The following is an 18747-nucleotide window of genomic DNA, read 5'->3' as shown; positions in this document are numbered from 1 at the left end:
TTCAGGACACCGGCCGGGAGTCCGCCCAGACGCTCTCGAACTCCTCGCGGTAGGTGCCGAAGAGCCCGCCCTCGCCCTCCTCGGCCACGCCCTCGCGGACGACCTCGCGGCCCCGCCCGCCGCCGCGCAGCACCAGGACCGGGGCCTCCATGCCCCGGGCCTTGCGCAGATACGACTGGACGACGGCGAGGCCGTCCGTGCCGTCGCCGTTGACCAGGTAGGCGGTGAAGCGGGGGGTCTCGTCGAAGACATGGATCTCGAACGCGCCGGGGTCCCGCAGCCGGGCGCGCACCCGCCGCATATGGAGGATGTTCATCTCCACCGAGCGGCTCATCTCGCCCTTCTTCAGGCCGAGCTCGCGCTCCCGCCGCCGCACCGCGCTGCTCGCCGGGTTGAGGAAGAGCAGCCGGGCCCGGCAGCCGGATTCGGCCAGCCGGACCAGCCGGCGGCCCGAGTAGTTCTGGACCAGGAGGTTGAGCCCGATGCCGACGGCGTCGAGGCGGCGGGCGTTGCCGAAGAGGTCCTCGGCGGGCAGCTGGCGCTGGAGCCGCACCCGGTCGGAATGGACGCCCACCACATCCGCGTAGCGGTCGCCGACGAGGTCCTCGACGGCGTCGATGGGCAGCCGGTCGGCGGAGGGGGAGCCGGTGCCGCTGCCGAGGATCTCCAGCAGCCGGGCGGAGGCCCGCTCGGCCTGGGCGAGGACCGTCTCGGACAGGGCGCGGTTACGGGAGACCACATTGCGGGAGACCTCCAGCTCGTCCAGGGCCAGCTCCACCTCGCGGCGGTCGTCGAGGTACGGCTCGAAGCACGGCCAGTGCTGGACGAGGAGCTCCCGCAGCTGCGGCAGGGTCAGGAAGCTGATGACGTTGTCGTCGGCCGGGTCGAGCAGATAGCCCTTGCGCCGGCTGACCTCCCGTACGGCGACCGCCCGCTGCACCCACTCCTGCCCGGCGGGGCCGGCCGCGGCGATGACCCAGTCCTCGCCGTGGACGGGTTCGTAGATGGGCCGCAGCACGGCGCTGACGACGGCGCGCAGCCGCTGTTCCACGAGGTTGAGCCAGATATAGGCCCGCCCGGCCCGGCGTGCGCGTGTGCGCACCTCGCTCCAGGCGTCGGCGCCCCAGTCCAGTTCCGCTCCGATCTCCATCGGCCGCACCAGGGACACCGCGCCGGGAGGTGCGTCGGTGGAGCCATCACCCCCGGGACCTCCGTCACCGGGGGGCAGCTCCAGCCCGCCCGAGCTCACCTGTGCACCGCCTTCCGCCCCCGTCCAACGATCACCGCAGACTACTGCGCTGCCGGGGGCGGTGCGACACTCAGGTCCTGCCTATCAGGTCAACCTTCCTCTTCTGTATGGCCGTTGTGTCCGGACAGTGCAGGAGGCGTGAGGGGATTCATAGCGGTGACATCGCGCGGGGAGAGCTGGAAGCCCTGCCAGTGCAGCGGCATGGGCTCCTGATCCTCGTCCCGGGCGATGTGATGGAACCCGATGTTGACCCATACGATCGGGTGTTTGAGGGTCTGGCCATTGACCCACTTGTCGACGCTCTTGCCCGCCCCGGCGCCGCAGTTGCGCAGGTTGTTGCTGGCGAACTGCTCACACTTCTTGTACTCGGTGAAGTAGACGTCGTGTTTAGTGAAACTACGGCCCTGGTACTTGGTGGTGTGGCCGGGAACGATCTCGTAGCTGCGCGGATGGCCGTCCTTGTTCTTGCCCGCCGAGCTGACCACGCGCCACCACCGCGCCGCCGCCGCGTCGCCCGCCAGCTCCTTGGTGACCTTGGTGCGGGTGGTCTTGGTCTTCGGAATCCGCCCCGAGGTCGCGGTGGTCTTCGAGTCGTACTGCTCGACCTTGTTCTTGGACGAGCCGTCGAGCCCGAAGTTCAGCCGCCAGAAGACGTTGTGCGCATGGCTGGTGGCGTAGTCCTTGGCGCCCTTGCCGATGGGCCAGCCGCGGCCGTCGCCCGCGTCGTAGTCCATCGGGGAGAGCGTGCCGGTGGCGCCGACCTGCATGGTCATGGTGCCGTCACCGGCGAACCGCCACTCGGTGATGTACTCGTACCAGCCGACCTGGTTGACGGTGTAGACCAGCAGGTCCTTGCCCTGGAGCTGGTAGACCTTGTTGGCCTCGTCACCGCCGAAGCCCCCCGTGCCCATGCGGTAGGCGTGGCCGCGGGCCCGGGTGGTGGCGCACAGGCCCTTCACATTCGGGTGGTCGGGGTCCCAGGCGTCGGGCACCCGCACGGTCTTGATGGTGCCGCCGGGGCATTCGGCCGGGTCGAGCTGCTGAAGCCCCTGGGCGAAGCCCTGCCCGGTGAGGTCGTCGTACTCATTGCTGCCGTCGTCGTACGGCACATGGATCTGGCCCAGCTTGGCCGAGGTCAGCACCTTGATCGGGGCGCTTTCGCCCTTGGGCTGGTACGAGACCTTGTCGAGCACCAGCCCGGCGTTGCTCTCGTAGTGCCAGCACATCCGCCAGGTGGTGCCGCCGTCGAGCTTCTGCTCGATTCTGTACGGGGCGCTGCAGTCCGCCGCGGCAGCGGTCCGCGGGGCCGCCTGGGCGCTGCCGACCGGCCCGGCGGCGATCGCCACGGTGCCGAGCAGCGCCGAGGCGCCGATGGCCGCCGCGACCCGGGCACGGGCGCGGCGGAGCCTGCTGTCAGGCATGGGGAGACTCCTGTAATGAAGCGTTGAGAGGTGTGCGAGACGCTGGGACCGGGCCCTAGCCGAGCTTGGTGACCTTGTGGGCGCTCAGGTCGACCACCATCTGCCGGGTGTCGATCCAGGGGCCGTTCACCACCCGGGTGAACAGCCGGACGCAGCGGTGCTTGCCGCAGTCCTGGACCGAGGCCGGACCGGGGTTGCTGCCCTCGCCCGCGCGGTAGACGAAGCCGGTGGCGGTCAGCTGGTCCGGTCGGGTCAGCGCCTTACCGGTGGCGTCCTTGAAGTCCTTCTTCAGCCCCTCGCCCAGCTTGTCGCCCATCAGCAGCCGCGCGGCCTCCATCACCTCGTCGCGGTTGGGCGGCGGCTGCACCCCGTGCTGGGTGTCGGTGCCGGTGACCTTGCCGCTGCCGAGGTCGACCGTCTTGGTGACGTAGGAGTCGTCCTTGTAGTCGTAGTACGTCACCTCGGCGCGGCGCGGCGGGTCGGCGGCCCCCACCTCGCCGGGGCTCAGCTCCGCGAGGTCGGTGGAGAGCCGCTCGGGGCCCTTGGCACCCTTGACGTCCTCGCTGCTCATGCGGAAGTCACGGCCGGCCGCGAGGCTCTGGGCGCGCTTCATCTCGTCGTCGGTCAGCGGATCGCGGCCGCTGCCGGTCTTGCCTTGCTCCGGCGCCTCTTCCACCACTCCGGGCTGCTGCCGGGCCGCCTGGCCCTGCTCCGCCGAGGAGCTCTGGGGTCCCCCACCCGACCCCTCCTCGCCGGACGCGCTCCCCGGGAGCGTCACCCCGATCAGGACCGCCGTGGCGGTGGCCGCCACGGCCGCGCCGGCCACCACCTTGCCCAGGTGGCGGTGCATCATCTTGCGCACATCCTCCCCCAATCCCCCCTGTCATCACATCGGACCGCATAGCGGGATACGCGTACGCGGAGGTCACCCGGTAGGACGAACCGAAATGGCCGTAGGTTGCCTCACTTTTGAGGAAGTTCTGTCGAAAGAGCGGATGGGTCAGGCCAGTTGGGCAAGGATGCAGGGTCGGTCATGTTCCGTCCGGTGCCCGGGGTGCTCGCGGCCCCCGGAGAAGAAGTGGAAGAGTCGACGTATGCAGGTCTGGCCGGGACAGGCTTATCCCCTTGGCGCCACCTACGACGGCGCCGGAACCAACTTCGCGGTGTTCTCCGAGGCCGCTGTCCGTATCGAGCTGTGCCTCCTGCACGACGACGGCTCGGAGACGGCGGTCGAGCTGCGGGAGTCCGACGCGTTCGTGCGCCACGCCTATCTGCCGGGGATCATGCCGGGGCAGCGCTACGGCTTCCGGGCCCACGGCCCGTACGAACCGGAGCTCGGCCACCGCTGCAATTCCGCCAAGCTGCTGCTGGATCCGTACGCCAAGGCGATCAGCGGGCGGGTCGGGTGGGGCGAGGAGGTCTACGGCTACCACTTCGGGCGGCCCGACAAGCGCAATGACCTCGACTCCGCCCCGCACACCATGGCGTCGGTGGTGGTCAATCCGTACTTCGACTGGGGCGACGACCGCCCGCCGCGCACCGACTACCACCGCATGGTCATCTACGAGGCGCATGTCAAGGGGCTGACCATGCGCCACCCCCGGCTGCCGGAGGAGCTGCGCGGGACCTACGCGGCGCTCGCCCATCCGGCGATCATCGAACACCTGACCGAGCTGGGCGTCACCACGCTGGAACTGATGCCCGTGCACCAGTTCGTCCACGACCACCGGCTGGCCGACGCGGGGCTGGCCAACTACTGGGGCTACAACACCATCGGCTTCTTCGCCCCGCACAACGCCTACGCCTCCTGGGGCGACCGTGGCCAGCAGGTACTGGAGTTCAAATCGGCCGTCCGGGCGCTGCACCAGGCGGGCATCGAGGTCATCCTGGACGTGGTCTACAACCACACGGCCGAGGGCAACCACCTCGGCCCCACGCTCTCCTTCCGGGGCCTGGACAACGCCTCGTACTACCGGCTGACCGAGGACCGCCGGTACTACATGGACACCACCGGCACCGGGAACTCCCTGCTGATGCGGTCCCCGCACGTGCTCCAGCTGATCATGGACTCGCTGCGCTACTGGGTGACCGAGATGCATGTGGACGGCTTCCGCTTCGACCTGGCGGCGACGCTGGCCCGGCAGTTCCACGAGGTGGACCGGCTGTCGTCGTTCTTCGACCTGGTCCAGCAGGATCCGGTGGTGAGCCAGGTGAAGCTGATCGCCGAGCCCTGGGACGTCGGCGAGGGCGGCTATCAGGTCGGCAACTTCCCACCCCTGTGGACCGAATGGAACGGCAAGTTCCGGGACACCGTGCGGGATCTGTGGCGCGGTGAGCCGAGGACGCTGGCCGAGTTCGCCTCCCGGCTGACCGGCTCCTCCGACCTCTACCAGGGCGACGGGCGGCGCCCGCTGGCCTCGGTCAACTTCGTCACCTGCCATGACGGCTTCACCCTGCGCGACCTGGTGAGCTACGACGAGAAGCACAACGAGGCCAACGGCGAGTCCAACCAGGACGGCGAGAGCTACAACCGGTCCTGGAACTGCGGAGTCGAGGGCGAGACCGACGATCCGGCGGTGCGGACGCTGCGCGAGCGCCAGATGCGCAACTTCATCGCCACCCTGATGCTCTCCCAGGGCGTGCCGATGCTCAGCCACGGCGATGAGTTCGGGCGCACCCAGGGCGGCAACAACAACGCGTACTGCCAGGACAACGAGGTGTCCTGGGTGCGCTGGCCGGACCACGCCAAGGGGCAGGACGGCGAGTGGGAGGACAGCTCGGCGCTGGAGCTGCTGCGCTTCGCCCGCTCACTGGTGTGGCTGCGCCGCGACCACCCCGTCTTCCGGCGCCGCCGCTTCTTCCACGGGCGGCCGGTGGAAGGCACCCATGACGAGCTGTCGGACATCGCCTGGTTCACCCATGAGGGAGAGGAGATGACACCACGCGACTGGCAGGCGGCGCACGCCAAGTCCCTCGCGGTCTTCCTCAACGGCAGCGCGATCTCCGAACCGGGAGCGCGCGGTGAGCCGATCACCGATGACTCGTTCCTGCTGCTGTTCAACGCCCACCACGAGCCACTGGACTTCGTCGTGCCCATCGACCACGGCAAGCAGTGGCAGCTCATCGTGGACACGGCGGTGGCGGCGGGCGTGGAGCCGGGCAGCGGGTCGAAGGTGGCGGCGGGCGACCGGCTGACCCTGGTGGACCGCAGCCTGATGGTGCTGCAGCGGCCCGCCTAGGCCGAGGGGCCTGCTCGGGCCCAGGGACCTGCTCGGGCCCAGGGACCTGCTCGGGCCCAGGGACCTGCTCGGGCCGCGGACCCCGACGCCCGGGTCACGGATTGACGTGGCGGTGAACGTCACCAGCCGAAGCCGCTGCTGACGAAGGTGACCGTACCGCCGGGGGCGCCCGCGCCGGGCACGACCGGGGTGATCACATGTCAACCGTTACTCGCGAGCTAGATATCGAGCACGATGACGTCATCGACTGCACGGACGACGCAGGGAAAGCAGACATCGGCGGCACGAGTCAGCCCGACGAGGCTATCGCCATGGTCGGTCCGGCCGGAGATCAAAGGGGTTTCGCGTGACGCGCCGCGGTCCAGGTCTCGGTCACCACTACCGGAAAGCTTGGTTCTGACAAAGAAACCTCCACGTTGACGGTGCCCGGTTGACCGACGGCCCGGAATGGTGGGTGAGGCCGCCAGCAGCCGACCTGCCGCGTCGGCGATGACCTGCCACGCCGAGCCGGGCTCGTCGGACATGGCGGCGCCGACACGGCTGAGAGCTACCGCGGAGCTGCGCACCGACCGGTGACCGGTCGGTGCGGGCCCGGTCTACCGGTTCGCGGCTTCGCGAGCGGCGATCCGGTTCGTGCGACCGACCGCGCGGCCCACGGCGTTGCGCACCGCGAGGCCCGGCCGGGTGCGGGGCACCATGAGCCTGGAGAGCGGACCGACGCGTCGCTGCCGCGGGCCTACCTCACGGCGGAGCCGCGACTCGTAGGCGGCGAAGGCGCGGGCGTGATCACCGGGATGGGCGGCGAGCTCTTCCGCGAGGGCGTACGCGCCCGCCATCGCCATGCTGGACCCGTCGCCCAGCAGGGCTGTCGCCGCCGCCGCGTCCCCGAGCAGTACGACCCGTCCGCGGGACCACGAGGGCATCCGGACGGTGGTCAGGGGGTCGAAGAACGGAGCCGGGTGGTCGAGGAACGCCGCCACGAGTTCCGGTGCCCGCCACCGCACGTCGGCGTAGGCGTCGGCCACGGTCTGCTTGTGAAGGGCGATGTTCTTGCGGTCGTGGGGCGCCGGCTGTGCGGCCCGGAAGGTGAAGATCGCGAGGGGAGTGGTCCGCGAGGGGTGGAGGACCAACATCCGGTTCGGCGCGGTCAGCATCGTCATCTCGTTCGGGTCCTCGATGGCGTCGGGTTCCAGCGGGACGGTCGCGCCGTACAGGCCCAGGTCGCTCGCGAACTGCCGCTCGGGTCCGAATACCAGGCGCCGTACGGTGGAGTGCATCCCGTCGGCACCGACTATCAAGTCGAAGCGCCGTGGCGCGGACCGCCGGAAGGTGACGTCCACCCCGCCTTCATCCTGGTCGAGAGCGGTGACCGTGTCGTCGAACAAGAACTCGGCCTCGGTCTGCGCCGACCGGTGGAGCACCTCGGACAGGTCGGCTCGGGTCACCTCGACCGTCGGAGCCTTGTCCGAGGTGAGCGGGAGTTGCAGGATCCGCCTGCCGCCGGGGTCGAGCAGGGTCAGTGACCGATTGCGGGTGGCGAGCCCGCGGAGCTGCGGAAGGATGCCCATGCGGTCGGCGACCGGGATCGCGGGCCCCTTCACGACGATCGCGCTACCACCGGAGCGCAGCTGCCGGGCGTGTTCGATGACCGTCGGCCGGTATCCATTCCGGGAGAGCCAGTATGCGAGTGCGGGCCCTGCGATTCCGGCACCGACTATCAGCACCTCGGGCTTCTTCATGACGATGACCTCGCGGAGTGTCGATGACCAGGTCCCCGGCGAGTGCCGGGCCGGGTCTCAGGGGGCGGCGGCACCGGGCAGCGCAATCGGGTCAAGGTACGATCAATTTCGTACCTCAGTGGAGCACATCCTTGAGGTACGATGCAATTCGTACCTGAAGGGAGTGCCGCGTGGCCGGGATGAACCTGGTCGGCCCGGAGGCCGATGCGCTCGATCTGGGTGCGGTATTTCGCGCCCTCGCCGACGAGCACCGTCGTTCGGTGATGACGGAGTTGGCCGCCGACCGCAGCGACAGCGAGCGGGGCTGCAACTCGTTCAATCTTCCGATCTCGAAGCAGACCCAGACCCACCACTTCCGGGTCCTGCGCGAGGCAGGTCTCATTGACGAGATCGACTACGGCAACCGCAAGGGCATCCGACTACGACGCACGGACATCGAGAAGAGATTCCCCGGGCTGCTCACGCTCCTGGGCGCGGAGTCCCCGGGCGGTACCGCTCCTCGCTGAACACAGCTGAGCACACCGGAAGGAGTCCGAGTCGGCCCCGAGCCGCGAGCTCGACCGGATCCAGCTCGCGCCCGGCTCGCAGGTAGCCGAGCACGACGCGGACACGAATGGATCGGTGTCGCTTCGACCACCGTCCCGCGCTCGTGATCGGCGCCGAGCTCTTCCGCACGCTCCCTCACGCCAACACCCACTGAGGTTTCCTCAACCGGCGTGCGGAGCAGGGCCGCTGGGCCTCCGCTCTGCGCTTCCTCGCCCGTGAGTTGACCGCACGTCGTCTTGCGCAAGGGACACGATGGCGCCGGCCGGCCGCCGGACGGCAGGCGCTGCTCGTGCCGGCTCATCTACGATGCGGCCATACCTACGCCCAGCTGTGGGCACCACCACCGCCTACCGGTACATCGCCGAGGCCGTCGACATCCTGGCCGCTCTGGCTCCAACCCTCGCCGAGGCGGTGAGGACAGCCTCCGGCAAGGCGTTCGTGTGCGCAAACTGCGATGCTCTACCAGCCGTATCACCAGCCTCGTCCAGGCCGTCCTCACACTGCACGACCGCCCGCAGCAGACCAGGGCCCGGGCTCCCCGTCCCGGGTTCGACTTCGCCGCTGGTGGTCCGCCCTCCTAGCCCGCTGTCGGTCGGTACAGCCGATACAGCACGCCGTTGTCCGCCAGGACCCGGAAGACGGCGACACCATGCCGGACGCGGACGCCCCGTCACCGAGTGGTGGGACGCCTGGCAACTCGGACGACGGCCGCCAGTACGCGAGGTAACCAGCGTCAAGCGCCATAGGTAAGCGGCGGCCCGCCCTGGACAGATCTCCACCCGGCCGGAGTGGGCCGTTCCCACTACCAGGAGGTATCCCAGATGACCGCTCCGCCCCCGCCCATGCCGGCTCACGCTCACTGGCACTGCTACCGCTGGACCGGAGAGCTCCGCACGCGAATTTCTGGTGGGGCGCTTCGGGTGGGTACGTAGGTTCATATGACGGCTGCCCCCGGCACACCCACCGCCACCTATCGCCTCCAGCTCCAGCCCGCCTTCCCCTTCGCGGCGGCGGAGCGAGCGGTGCCGTATCTGGCCTCGCTCGGCGTCTCCCATCTGCATCTGTCCCCCGTGCTGGAGGCGGTGCCCGGCTCCACCCACGGCTATGACGTGGTGGACCACTCCGCCGTCCGGGCCGAACTGGGCGGCGAGGAGGGGCTGCGCGCACTCGCCCGTACGGCGCGGACGCATGGCCTCGGGCTGATCGTCGACATCGTGCCGAACCATATGGCCGCCCCCGCCCCCGAGCGGCTCAACGCCCCGCTGTGGGAGGTGCTGCGGGAGGGGCCGGAGTCCCCTTACGCGCGGTGGTTCGACATCGACTGGCGGGCCCACGGCGGCAAGGTGCTGCTGCCGGTGCTGGGCGGTCCGCTCGGCGAGGAGTGGGACCGGCTGCGGGTCGGGGACGGGACGCTGCGCTACTACGACCACGCCTTCCCGCTGCGGCCCGGCACCGAGGGGCTGCCGCTCGCCGAGTTGCTGGACGCCCAGTGGTACCGGCTCGGCTGGTGGCGGCTGGCCCGCACCGAGCTCAACTACCGGCGGTTCTTCACCATCTCCGAGCTGATCGCGGTGCGGGTGGAGGACCCGGAGGTGTTCGCCGCGACCCATGCCACGCTGCTGGAGCTGGTGCGGGACGGGGTCGTGGACGGGCTGCGGATCGACCATCCGGACGGGCTCGCCGACCCGGAGGGCTATCTGCGACGGCTGGACCGTGCGGTGCGGGCGGCGGCGGGAGACGGGGAAGGCGGGGGCGGGCGGCGGATCACGCCAGAGGGCGCGGGCGGCCGGGGGATCACGCCAGGAGGCGGCGGCGGGCGGCGGATCACGCCAGGAGGCAGCGGCCGGTGGACCGCGCCGGAAGGCGACATCGGCCGGTGGACCGCGCCGGAAGGCGGCGGCGCCCGGTGGACCGTCGTGGAGAAGATCCTCGCCCGGGACGAGCCGCTGCCCGCCGGCTGGCCGGTCGCCGGGACCACCGGCTATGACGCGCTGCACCACATCGACGGGCTCTTCCTCGACCCGGACGGTCTGGAGAAGCTGACCGCCCTCTACCGCGCCTTCGCCGCTCCACCGGCCCACCTGGGCGGCGACTGGGCCGCCACGGTCCGCCGCGCCGCCCATGAGGTGGTCACGCATGACCTGGCCGCCGAGGTGGAGCGGCTGACGCGTACCGCCTCCCGGATCTGCGCGGCCGATCCCCGGCTGCGCGACCACGCGCCCTGGGCGCTGCGCACGGCGATTCGCGAGCTGCTGGTGCGGCTGCCGGTCTACCGTCCGTACGCCTCCGTGGGCGGTCCGCCCGCGACGGACGCCGACGCGGTGATGCTGCGCTCGGCGGCGGCGGACGCCCGGGAGGCGTTCACGGTGGCGCAGGAGGCCCAGGTGGTGGGGGTGGTGCGGGACGCGGCGCTGGGCGGGCTCGGGGACGGCCCGGACCACCGCGACTTCTGCGCCCGCTTCGCCCAGACGGCGGCCGCGCTGCGCGCCAAGTCGGTCGAGGACACCGCCTTCTACCGCTACGCCCCGCTGCTGTCGGCCGCCGAGGTGGGCGGCGATCCGGGGCGGCCGGCCGTGGCCCCCGAGGAGTTCCACGCCTTCGCCGCCCGGCGCTCAAGGGACTGGCCCGCCACCGGCACGGTGCTCTCCACGCACGACACCAAGCGCAGCGCGGACGCCCGCGCCCGGCTCGCGGCGCTCACCGAATGCCCGGACTGGTGGGGGCGGACGGTCGAGGAGTTGACCCGCTCCGCCCCCGCCCCCGATCCCCATCTCGCCTGGACGGCCTGGCAGACCGCGCTCGCGCTGGGCCACGGGGACGCCGAACGGCTGGTCCCGGCCGTGCTCAAGGCGGTGCGCGAGGCGGGGCTGCGGACCACCTGGACGGAGCAGAACGCGGCGTACGAGGAGGAGGTGACCACCTTCCTGGAGACCGGACCCTGCGCGGCCGAGCCGTCGGTATGGGCCGCGATCGGCGCCGGACTCGACGGACCGGCGCGAGCCAACGCGCTCGGCGCCGCCCTGCTCCAGCTCACCATGCCGGGCGTCCCCGACCTCTATATGGGCACCGAACACGTCTATACGGCCCTCGTCGACCCGGACAACCGCCGCCCGCCCGAGCTGGGCGGCGAACCGGCGGACGGCCCGTCGGCCGAAAAGCTGCTGCTCACCCGGGCGGCACTCAACCTGCGCCGGGAGCGTCCGGGGTGGTTCGGCCCCGGGAGTACGTATACGCCGCTGCTCGCCTCCGGTCCGTCCGCCGAGCACTGCGTGGCCTTCTTACGGACAGACAACGGCACGGGCGGCATGGACGGCACGAACGGCATGGACGACACGGACGGCGCACCCGGCGGCGCCGTCACCGTGATCACCCGGCTGTCGCGGCGGCTGGCGGAGGCGGGCGGCTGGGGCGCCACCCGGTTGCCGCTGCCGCCGGGCCGCTGGCGGGACCTGCTGACCGGGCGGACCGCCGAGGGCCCGGCGGCGCTGGATGAGCTGCTGTCCCGGCTTCCGGTGGCGCTGCTGATCCGGATCTGACGGGCCCATCGGATCGCCCCATCGGATCGGCCCACCGGATCGGCCCACTGGATCGGCCCATTTGTGCCCATCGAAACAGCCCGTCCGGCGCTCTCCCTGACAACCCGCCAGAAAGCCTGCGGCCTTCATGTCCTGAAGCATTTACAGCTGCCCCGGGGCGCGCTACGTTCACCAAGAAATTGGGAGCGCTCCCACGCCGACGGTTCCTGACCCGTTCACGTCGAAGGGAAAGCACGCGCAATGCCTCGACGATCACTTCCACTCGCCTCATCCGCACGCCCATCGGGCGGCTCCCGCGCGCGCAGGTCCGTACTGCTGGTCCTGCTCTCGGTCCTGCCCGCCCTGGGCCTCGTCTTCTTCTCCGGCGGCAGCGCCTCCGCACATGGCGCACCGATGGCGCCGGGAAGCCGCACCTATCTCTGCTGGAAGTACAGCCTGTCCTCGACCGGTGAGGTCAAGCCGACCAACCCGGCGTGCAAGGCCGCGTACGACAAGAGCGGTGCGACGCCGTTCTACAACTGGTTCGCGGTACTCCGCTCGGACGGCGCGGGCCGCACCAAGGGGTTCATCCCGGACGGCAAGCTGTGCAGCGGCGCGGCCACCGTCTATGACTTCTCAGGGTTCGACGTGGGCAGCAAGGACTGGCCGGTGACCCATCTGACATCCGGTAAGTCGATGCAGTTCTCGTACAACGCCTGGGCCGCGCACCCGGGGTCGTTCCGCAGCTATGTCACCAAGAGCCCGATCGACCCGACCAAGCCGCTCACCTGGAACGACCTGGAGGACCAGCCGTTCAACACGGTGACGAACCCGCCGCTGTCCGGCCAGGTCGGCACGGTGGACGGCAAGTACACCTGGACGGCCAATCTGCCCTCCGGCAAGAGCGGGCGCCACATCATCTACACCGTGTGGACGCGCTCGGACAGCCAGGAGACCTTCTACAGCTGCTCCGACGTGGTCTTCGACGGCGGCAACGGCGAGGTGACGGTCCCGGGCGCCGGCAGCGGTGGCGGTGGCAGCGACCCCACGGACCCGCCGGGCAATCCGCCGACGGCCTCCTGCGCCGCCACCCAGAAGGTGACCAGCACCTGGAACGGCGGCTACCAGGCCGAGGTGACGGTCTCCAACTCCGGTGCCACGCCCATCTCCTCATGGATGGTCGACTGGACGGTGCCGTCCGGGCAGCGGATCGACAGCGTCTGGAACGGCAAGCTGAGCACCACCGGTTCCTCGGCGTCGGTCACCAACGCCGACTGGAACGGTTCACTGGCCACCGGGGCGTCGACGACCTTCGGCTATGCGGCCGGCGGCGGCTCTCCTGACACAACGGCCGCGCCGATCTGCATGGTGCACTAGTCTGCGTCTCACACCGGTCCACGCAGGTGCTCCGACCCGCTGATTGATCTGTCAGGTGCACCTCATCCTGCGCGCCGGTCTGCCGCTCCTTCCCCCTCGCGGGCGGCAGACCGGCCCCGCCTGGAAAATATCGCGTGGACACGGAGACATCGGCGCCCATAGAGTGCGGGCACGCCCTTGATCGAGGAAGGAGGCGAGAGCAATGGACATCACGACGTTTCCGCGCTCCCGCCCCTTGTCCCCCGGGCGTAACCCCGTCTGATCACACATCGTTCGATCAGGCATCCGACCGGGAGCGCAACACTCTCCTGGAAGGAATTCCATGACCGATCTGGTCATCCGTCCCCTCACCGAGGGCGACGCCCATCTGTTCCACGACCTGCATGTGCCCGCGCTCGTCGGCCGGGCCACCCTCGGCCACACCTACGCCACCGTCGGCCAGGGCGGCGAGTACCGCCCCGACTGGACCTGGGTGGCGCTGCGCGAGGGGCGGGTCGTGGCCCGCGCCGCGTGGTGGGCCGGGCCGGAGGACTCCGCTCCCGTCGCCCTGGACTGGTTCGACTTCGCCGAGGGCGAGGCCGACGCCGCCGCCGAACTGCTGCGCACCGCACCGCTGCACACCGAGTACACCCTGCTGGCCCCGCCCGGCTGGCGCGATCAGCCCGAGGTGCGGGCCGCCGCCCAGGCCCGTATCGACGCCGCCGTCGCGGGCGGGCTCAAGCCCCTGGTCGAGCGCTACCGCTACGAGTGGACGCCGGAGTGCGGACTGCCCGAGCGCCCGGGGCGGCTGGAGTTCCGGCCGGCGCCCGATGACGCGGCGATCGAGGACGTACTGCGCCGCATCATGCCGGGCACGCTCGACGCCCACGACCGCCATGCCATCGAACGAGGAGGGGTCGAGGCCGCGGTGCGGGAGCTCCTGGACGTCCTCTCCTGGTTCCCGTCGCCGCGCGAGTGGTGGCGGCTGGCGTGGACGCCCGAGGGAGAGCTGGTCGGCATCCAGATGCCCGCGCACAATCCCAACGGCCCGTGCGTGGGCTATATCGGGGTCGTCGCCGAGCAGCGCGGCCACGGCTACGCGTACGACCTGCTCGTGGAGTGCACCCACGATCTGGTGGAACGGGGGGCCACGAAGATCGCGGCGGCGACGGACCAGCCCAACCTCCCCATGGCCGCGCACTTCGCCAGGGCGGGGTATCCCATCACCCAGGAGCGCATCGACCTCGTCTGACCGATGTCGCCCTGCTGCGCCGCCGGCGCCGCGTCCCGCAGCATGGTCGAGGACCGTAGCCAGGTCGAGAGGACCGTAGCCAGGTCGAGGTGAGGAGACGCCAGTGCTGTTCGAGGTGTGGGCGCCGCACGCCGAGCGGGTCGGGCTCCATGTGGACGGGCGGGACCGTCCCATGGAGCCCGACCCGGGCCGCGCGGGGTGGTGGCGGGCCGAGGCCGAGGCCGGGCCCGGCACGCGGTACGGCTTCGCGCTCGACGACGGCCCGCCGCTCCCCGATCCGCGCTCCCGCCGCCAGCCGGACGGCCCGGAGGGGCTGAGCGCGGTGGTCGACCACTCCCGCTTCCGCTGGGAGCGGGAGTGGTTCGGGCGGCCACTGCCGGGCGCGGTCCTCTACGAGCTGCACATCGGCACCTTCACCCATGAGGGCACCTTCGACGCGGCGGCCGAACAGCTGCCGCATCTGGCCGAGTTGGGCATCACCCATGTACAGCTGATGCCCGTCTGCCCGTTCCCCGGGACCCATGGCTGGGGGTACGACGGCGTGGCGCCCTGGGCGGTGCACGAGCCCTACGGCGGGCCGGAGGGTCTGGCGCGCTTCGTGGACGCCGCGCACGGGCACGGCCTCGGCGTGGTCCTCGATGTGGTCCACAACCATCTGGGCCCCTCCGGCAACCACCTCCCGGCCTTCGGTCCGTACTTCACCGACACCCACCACACCCCCTGGGGCGCGGCGGTCAACCTCGACGCGCCCGGCTCCGACGAGGTGCGCGCGTACTTCATCGGCAGCGCGCTCGCCTGGCTGCGCGACTTCCGCCTCGACGGGCTGCGGCTGGACGCGGTGCACGCGCTGCGCGACACCCGGGCCCGGCACTTCCTGGCCGAGCTGTCGGCCGCCGTGGAGGCGCTGGCCGCCCGCACCGGCCGTCCGCTCTTCCTCATCGGCGAGTCCGATCTCAACGATCCGCGCACCACCGCCCCGCGCGAGGCGGGCGGCCACGGTCTGCACGCGCAGTGGAACGACGACTTCCATCACGCCCTGCACACATTCCTCACCGGTGAGCGGCAGGGCTACTACGCCGACTTCGCCGCCGAGGGGCCCGGGGCGCTGGTCAAAACGCTGATGGGCGGCTTCTTCCACGACGGCACCCATTCGGCGTTCCGGAGCCGCCGCCACGGCAGTCCGCTGAACACCCACACCACCCCCGCGCACCGGCTGCTCGGCTACGCCCAGACCCATGACCAGGTGGGCAACCGCGCGGTCGGCGACCGGCTCTCCGCCCGGCTCTCCCCCGGGCTGCTGGCCTGCGCGGCGGCCGTGGTGCTGTGCGCGCCCTTCACCCCCATGCTCTTCATGGGCGAGGAGTGGGGCGCCCGCACGCCCTGGCAGTACTTCACCGACCACCAGGATCCGGAGCTGGCGGAGGCGGTGCGGTCCGGCCGCCGCCGCGAGTTCGCCGCCCACGGCTGGGCGGCGGGGGACGTGCCGGACCCCCAGGACCCGGCCACCCGGCTGCGGTCCTGCCTCGACTGGCGGGAGCCGGAGCGGGAGCCGCACCGGGCGCTGCTCGACTGGTACCGCCGGCTGATCGCGCTGCGCCGCGCCGAACCGGCCCTGACCGACCCCACCTGGTCGTACACGGGCCTGTCCTCCGGTTCGGATGGCTGCTTCAGCTTTCAGCGCGGCCCGCTGCGGGTCCTGCTCAACCCGGGCGACCGGCCGGTCAAGACCTGGCTCGGGCCCCGGACCGGCGAGGTCACCGAGGTGGTGGCCGCCTGGCGGCGGGTCGAGCTGCCGGGCCCGGACGGCATGCTGAGACTGCCGCCCGAGACCGCCGCCGTGCTGCGCTGCGGCTCACGATGAGGAGCCCGAGGCTCAGCTCTCCTCGGGGCTCAGCCGCAGCGAGATGGAGTTGATGCAGTACCGCTGGTCGGTCGGGGTCGGGTAGCCCTCGCCCGAGAAGACATGGCCCAGGTGGGAGCCGCAGCGGGTGCACCGCACCTCGGTGCGGGCCATGCCGTGCGAGCGGTCCTCGAGCAGTTCGACGGCCGAGCTGTCCGCCGGGTCGTAGAACGACGGCCAGCCGCAGTGGCTCTCGAACTTCGTCTCCGAGCGGAAGAGCTCCGCCCCGCACGCCCGGCACGCATAGACGCCGACCGTCTTGGAATCGGTGTACTCACCGGTGAAGGCACGCTCGGTACCGGCCTCCCGCAGTACGTGGTACTCCTGCGGAGTCAGCTCCGCGCGCCACTGCTCCTCCGGCTTGTCGATCTCGTACGCCATGGGGACGGACCTCCTCAGTTCTCCGGGCTTTGCAGACGGGCGAGGATCTCCGGACCGAGGTCGGTCACATCGCCAGCGCCCATGGTGAGAACAAGGTCACCCGGCTTCGCCATTCCGGCGATGAGCTCGGGCACCGCGTCCCGGTCGTGCTCGGCGGTCACATCCGCCCCGTGACGGGCCGCGGCGTCGATGATCAGGGCGCTGGTGACGCCGGGGACCGGGTCCTCACGGGCGGGGTAGATGTCCAGGACCACGGAGGCGTCGGCGAGCGCGAGCGCCTCGCCCATCTCGGTGCCCAGCTCCTGGGTGCGGCTGAACAGATGCGGCTGGAAGACCACCAGCACCCGGCCCTCCCCGGCGCCGCCGCGGATCGCCTCGAGGTCCGCGGCGATCTCGGTGGGGTGGTGGGCGTAGGAGTCGATCACCTGCACCCCGGCCGCGGTGCCCTTGAGCTGGAGCCGCCGCTTGACGCCCGTGTACGAGGCGAGGGCGGGGGCCAGCTCCGGGGCCGGGACGTCGAGGGCGGCGCCCGCGGTGAGGGCGGCCACGGCGTTGAGCGCGTAGTGCCGGCCGGGGACGGAGACGGTGAAGGTGAGCTCCGCGCCGCCCAGGGACTCCGCGAGCCGTACGGTGACCTCGCTGGTCAGCCCGTGCGGCTCGATGGCCAGGACGCTCACGTCCGCGCCCGCGTCCGCGCCGTAGGTGAGCACCCGCAGCCCGTCGCGCCCGGTGACCCGGGCGGTCAGCTCACGGGCGCCGGGGTGGTCGGCGGAGATCACCAGCGCGCCGCCGGGCCGGACCCGGCCGACGAAGGTCTCGAACGATTCGTAGATCTCGTCCATCGAGGCGTAGTTGGCGTGGTGGTCGAGCTCCACATTGAGGATGATCGCCACCTCGGGCGCGTACTTGTGGAAGCTGCGGTCGCTCTCGTCGGCCTCGGCGACGAAGATCTCGCCCTCGCCGTGGAGGGCGCTGGAGCCGGGGGCGTCCAGATCGCCGCCGATGACGTACGACGGGTCCAGCCCGAGGGTGCGCAGCGAGACGGCAAGCATCGAGGTCGTGGTCGTCTTGCCGTGGGTGCCCGCGACCGCGATCGGCCGGGAGCCGTCCATCAGCGCGGCGAGCGCGTCGGAGCGGTGCACCACCGGGATACCGCGCTCCCGCGCCGTGACCAGTTCGAGGTTGTCGTCCCGGATGGCGCTGGAGACGACGACGCTGGTGGCGTCGGCGGCGAGGTTGCCGGCGGAGTGGCCGATGTGCACCGTGGCGCCGAGCTCACGCAGCGCCCCGACGATCGGCGAGTCCTTGGTGTCGCTGCCCGAGACCCGCGCGCCGCGCATGGCGAGGACCTTCGCCACGCCCGACATCCCGGCGCCGCCGATGCCGATGAAGTGCGGTCGATCCAGCGTGTCGGAGGCGGTGCCGGCCGGTGCCATGTACGGGTCTCCCCTGGTTCGCGGTGTGTGTTGTCGGCCCGATTCTCGCACCCCCGGCGGCCCGGCCCCGCCGATGGCCGCGAGGGCCGCGAGGGCCGTCCGCCGGGCCGGGACCGAGGCCGGGGCCGGGACCGGGGCTCAGCCGATGCCCACCGGGGCCGGGCGGGGCGGCGGCTCAGCCGATGCCCACCGGAACAGGGCCGGGCCGCGGCTCAGCCGCCGGCCGAGGGCTGGTCCTCGTCCACCGCGTGCGCGAAGAGCTTCAGCACCGGGACCCCCACCTTGTGGCGCGCCCGCGAGGCCCAGTCCCGGTGGAAAAACTCCTCCACGAAGTGCGGGGCGGTGAGCACGATCACCTCATCGGCCCGGGTCTCCTCCACCACCCCGCGCAGCACCTCCAGCGGATGGCGCTGGACGACATGGCCCCGGGCCCGGCTCCCGGCCGCCTCGAGCGCCGCCACCGAGTGGGTCAGCGCCCGCTCGGCGGGCTCCAGCGCCTCCTTGCCCTCCGGCTCGTCCCCCTCCTGGGCGGCCTGCTCCAGCTCGCCGAGGGCGATGTCGTCGATCGCGCGCAGCAGCCGGTCCTTGCTGCCCCGGGGTTGCATCAGGACGACGAAGGAGACCGGATCATCGCCGTGCAGGGTGGTGACGAATTCCACGTCGGCGGGGGTCAGGGGCTTCTCAATCATCAATACGCTCGTGAACACGGCGGA

Annotated in this window: 14 protein-coding genes and 1 pseudogene; 7 read left to right on the top strand and 8 right to left on the bottom strand. The window is 71.3% G+C overall.

What is annotated here, in order from left to right; translation table 11 throughout:
- Position 1: 1 nt before the first annotated feature.
- The 3 genes from JK364_RS22165 to JK364_RS22155 all read right to left on the bottom strand — a co-directional run bounded on the left by JK364_RS22165 (position 2) and on the right by JK364_RS22155 (position 3523).
- Complete coding sequence (locus JK364_RS22165) at positions 2–1249, bottom strand: DUF5919 domain-containing protein (RefSeq protein ID WP_201852875.1); 1248 nt, start codon at positions 1247–1249, stop codon at positions 2–4.
- Between the two features lie 89 nt (positions 1250–1338).
- The gene (locus JK364_RS22160; RefSeq protein ID WP_201852874.1) at positions 1339–2670 is read right to left on the bottom strand and encodes a copper amine oxidase; all 1332 of its coding nucleotides are present in this window, start codon (positions 2668–2670) and stop codon (positions 1339–1341) included.
- 55 nt (positions 2671–2725) lie between these two features.
- Positions 2726–3523, bottom strand: coding sequence for a Tat pathway signal sequence domain protein (locus JK364_RS22155; RefSeq protein WP_201852873.1), 798 nt, complete (start codon positions 3521–3523; stop codon positions 2726–2728).
- Between the two features lie 241 nt (positions 3524–3764).
- Between JK364_RS22155 and glgX the strand changes: the two genes are divergently transcribed.
- Positions 3765–5909, top strand: coding sequence for a glycogen debranching protein GlgX (glgX, locus tag JK364_RS22150; protein ID WP_201852872.1), 2145 nt, complete (start codon positions 3765–3767; stop codon positions 5907–5909).
- Positions 5910–6127: 218 nt separating this feature from the next.
- Here glgX and JK364_RS22145 read toward each other — a convergent pair whose 3' ends face one another.
- Both JK364_RS22145 and JK364_RS22140 read right to left on the bottom strand, forming a co-directional pair.
- A complete protein-coding gene (locus JK364_RS22145; RefSeq protein WP_201852871.1) occupies positions 6128–6433 on the bottom strand; it encodes a hypothetical protein in 306 nt (101 codons plus the stop codon).
- A gap of 72 nt (positions 6434–6505) precedes the next feature.
- On the bottom strand, positions 6506–7648 hold the full coding sequence (locus JK364_RS22140; protein ID WP_201852870.1) for an FAD-dependent monooxygenase: 1143 nt from the start codon (positions 7646–7648) through the stop codon (positions 6506–6508).
- A 170-nt stretch (positions 7649–7818) separates the two neighbouring features.
- Here JK364_RS22140 and JK364_RS22135 point away from each other — a divergent pair, with 170 nt between their 5' ends.
- The 6 genes and pseudogenes from JK364_RS22135 to treZ all read left to right on the top strand — a co-directional run bounded on the left by JK364_RS22135 (position 7819) and on the right by treZ (position 16178).
- Positions 7819–8154: an ArsR/SmtB family transcription factor gene (locus tag JK364_RS22135; RefSeq protein ID WP_201852869.1), complete on the top strand. Its 336-nt coding sequence runs from the start codon at positions 7819–7821 to the stop codon at positions 8152–8154.
- A 239-nt stretch (positions 8155–8393) separates the two neighbouring features.
- A pseudogene (locus JK364_RS22130) lies at positions 8394–8686 on the top strand (IS5/IS1182 family transposase); the annotation flags it as partial.
- Positions 8687–9132: 446 nt separating this feature from the next.
- Positions 9133–11730, top strand: coding sequence for a malto-oligosyltrehalose synthase (gene treY / locus JK364_RS22125; protein ID WP_201852868.1), 2598 nt, complete (start codon positions 9133–9135; stop codon positions 11728–11730).
- A gap of 240 nt (positions 11731–11970) precedes the next feature.
- Complete coding sequence (locus tag JK364_RS22120) at positions 11971–13086, top strand: lytic polysaccharide monooxygenase (protein WP_201852867.1); 1116 nt, start codon at positions 11971–11973, stop codon at positions 13084–13086.
- Positions 13087–13408: 322 nt separating this feature from the next.
- Positions 13409–14317, top strand: a complete 909-nt coding sequence (locus JK364_RS22115) for a GNAT family N-acetyltransferase (RefSeq protein WP_201852866.1) — start codon at positions 13409–13411, stop codon at positions 14315–14317.
- Positions 14318–14420: 103 nt separating this feature from the next.
- The gene (gene treZ, locus JK364_RS22110) at positions 14421–16178 is read left to right on the top strand and encodes a malto-oligosyltrehalose trehalohydrolase (RefSeq protein WP_201852865.1); all 1758 of its coding nucleotides are present in this window, start codon (positions 14421–14423) and stop codon (positions 16176–16178) included.
- Positions 16179–16190: 12 nt separating this feature from the next.
- Here treZ and msrB read toward each other — a convergent pair whose 3' ends face one another.
- From msrB to JK364_RS22095, 3 genes are all read right to left on the bottom strand, one after another.
- Positions 16191–16598: a peptide-methionine (R)-S-oxide reductase MsrB gene (msrB, locus tag JK364_RS22105; RefSeq protein WP_201852864.1), complete on the bottom strand. Its 408-nt coding sequence runs from the start codon at positions 16596–16598 to the stop codon at positions 16191–16193.
- A 14-nt stretch (positions 16599–16612) separates the two neighbouring features.
- Positions 16613–18034, bottom strand: a complete 1422-nt coding sequence (gene murC / locus JK364_RS22100; protein WP_201852863.1) for a UDP-N-acetylmuramate--L-alanine ligase — start codon at positions 18032–18034, stop codon at positions 16613–16615.
- Positions 18035–18246: 212 nt separating this feature from the next.
- Positions 18247–18723, bottom strand: a complete 477-nt coding sequence (locus tag JK364_RS22095; protein ID WP_201852862.1) for an indole-3-glycerol phosphate synthase — start codon at positions 18721–18723, stop codon at positions 18247–18249.
- Positions 18724–18747 lie beyond the last annotated feature (24 nt).

It is taken from the genome of Streptomyces endocoffeicus (assembly GCF_016741935.1).
Lineage (GTDB): Bacteria > Actinomycetota > Actinomycetes > Streptomycetales > Streptomycetaceae > Streptomyces > Streptomyces endocoffeicus.
Note: the sequence above shows the minus strand (reverse complement) of the source record. Positions and strands in the feature narration are given on the sequence as shown.

What these genes read in the sequence shown, in the direction of transcription:
- JK364_RS22155 (WP_201852873.1), bottom strand. Translation starts at nt 3,523, where the DNA reads ATGATGCACCGCCACCTGGGCAAGGTGGTGGCCGGCGCGGCCGTGGCG.
- msrB (WP_201852864.1), bottom strand. Translation starts at nt 16,598, where the DNA reads ATGGCGTACGAGATCGACAAGCCGGAGGAGCAGTGGCGCGCGGAGCTG.
- JK364_RS22120 (WP_201852867.1), top strand. Translation starts at nt 11,971, where the DNA reads ATGCCTCGACGATCACTTCCACTCGCCTCATCCGCACGCCCATCGGGC.
- JK364_RS22115 (WP_201852866.1), top strand. Translation starts at nt 13,409, where the DNA reads ATGACCGATCTGGTCATCCGTCCCCTCACCGAGGGCGACGCCCATCTG.
- JK364_RS22145 (WP_201852871.1), bottom strand. Translation starts at nt 6,433, where the DNA reads ATGTCCGACGAGCCCGGCTCGGCGTGGCAGGTCATCGCCGACGCGGCA.
- JK364_RS22160 (WP_201852874.1), bottom strand. Translation starts at nt 2,670, where the DNA reads ATGCCTGACAGCAGGCTCCGCCGCGCCCGTGCCCGGGTCGCGGCGGCC.
- murC (WP_201852863.1), bottom strand. Translation starts at nt 18,034, where the DNA reads ATGGCACCGGCCGGCACCGCCTCCGACACGCTGGATCGACCGCACTTC.
- JK364_RS22140 (WP_201852870.1), bottom strand. Translation starts at nt 7,648, where the DNA reads ATGAAGAAGCCCGAGGTGCTGATAGTCGGTGCCGGAATCGCAGGGCCC.
- JK364_RS22095 (WP_201852862.1), bottom strand. Translation starts at nt 18,723, where the DNA reads ATGATTGAGAAGCCCCTGACCCCCGCCGACGTGGAATTCGTCACCACC.
- glgX (WP_201852872.1), top strand. Translation starts at nt 3,765, where the DNA reads ATGCAGGTCTGGCCGGGACAGGCTTATCCCCTTGGCGCCACCTACGAC.
- treY (WP_201852868.1), top strand. Translation starts at nt 9,133, where the DNA reads ATGACGGCTGCCCCCGGCACACCCACCGCCACCTATCGCCTCCAGCTC.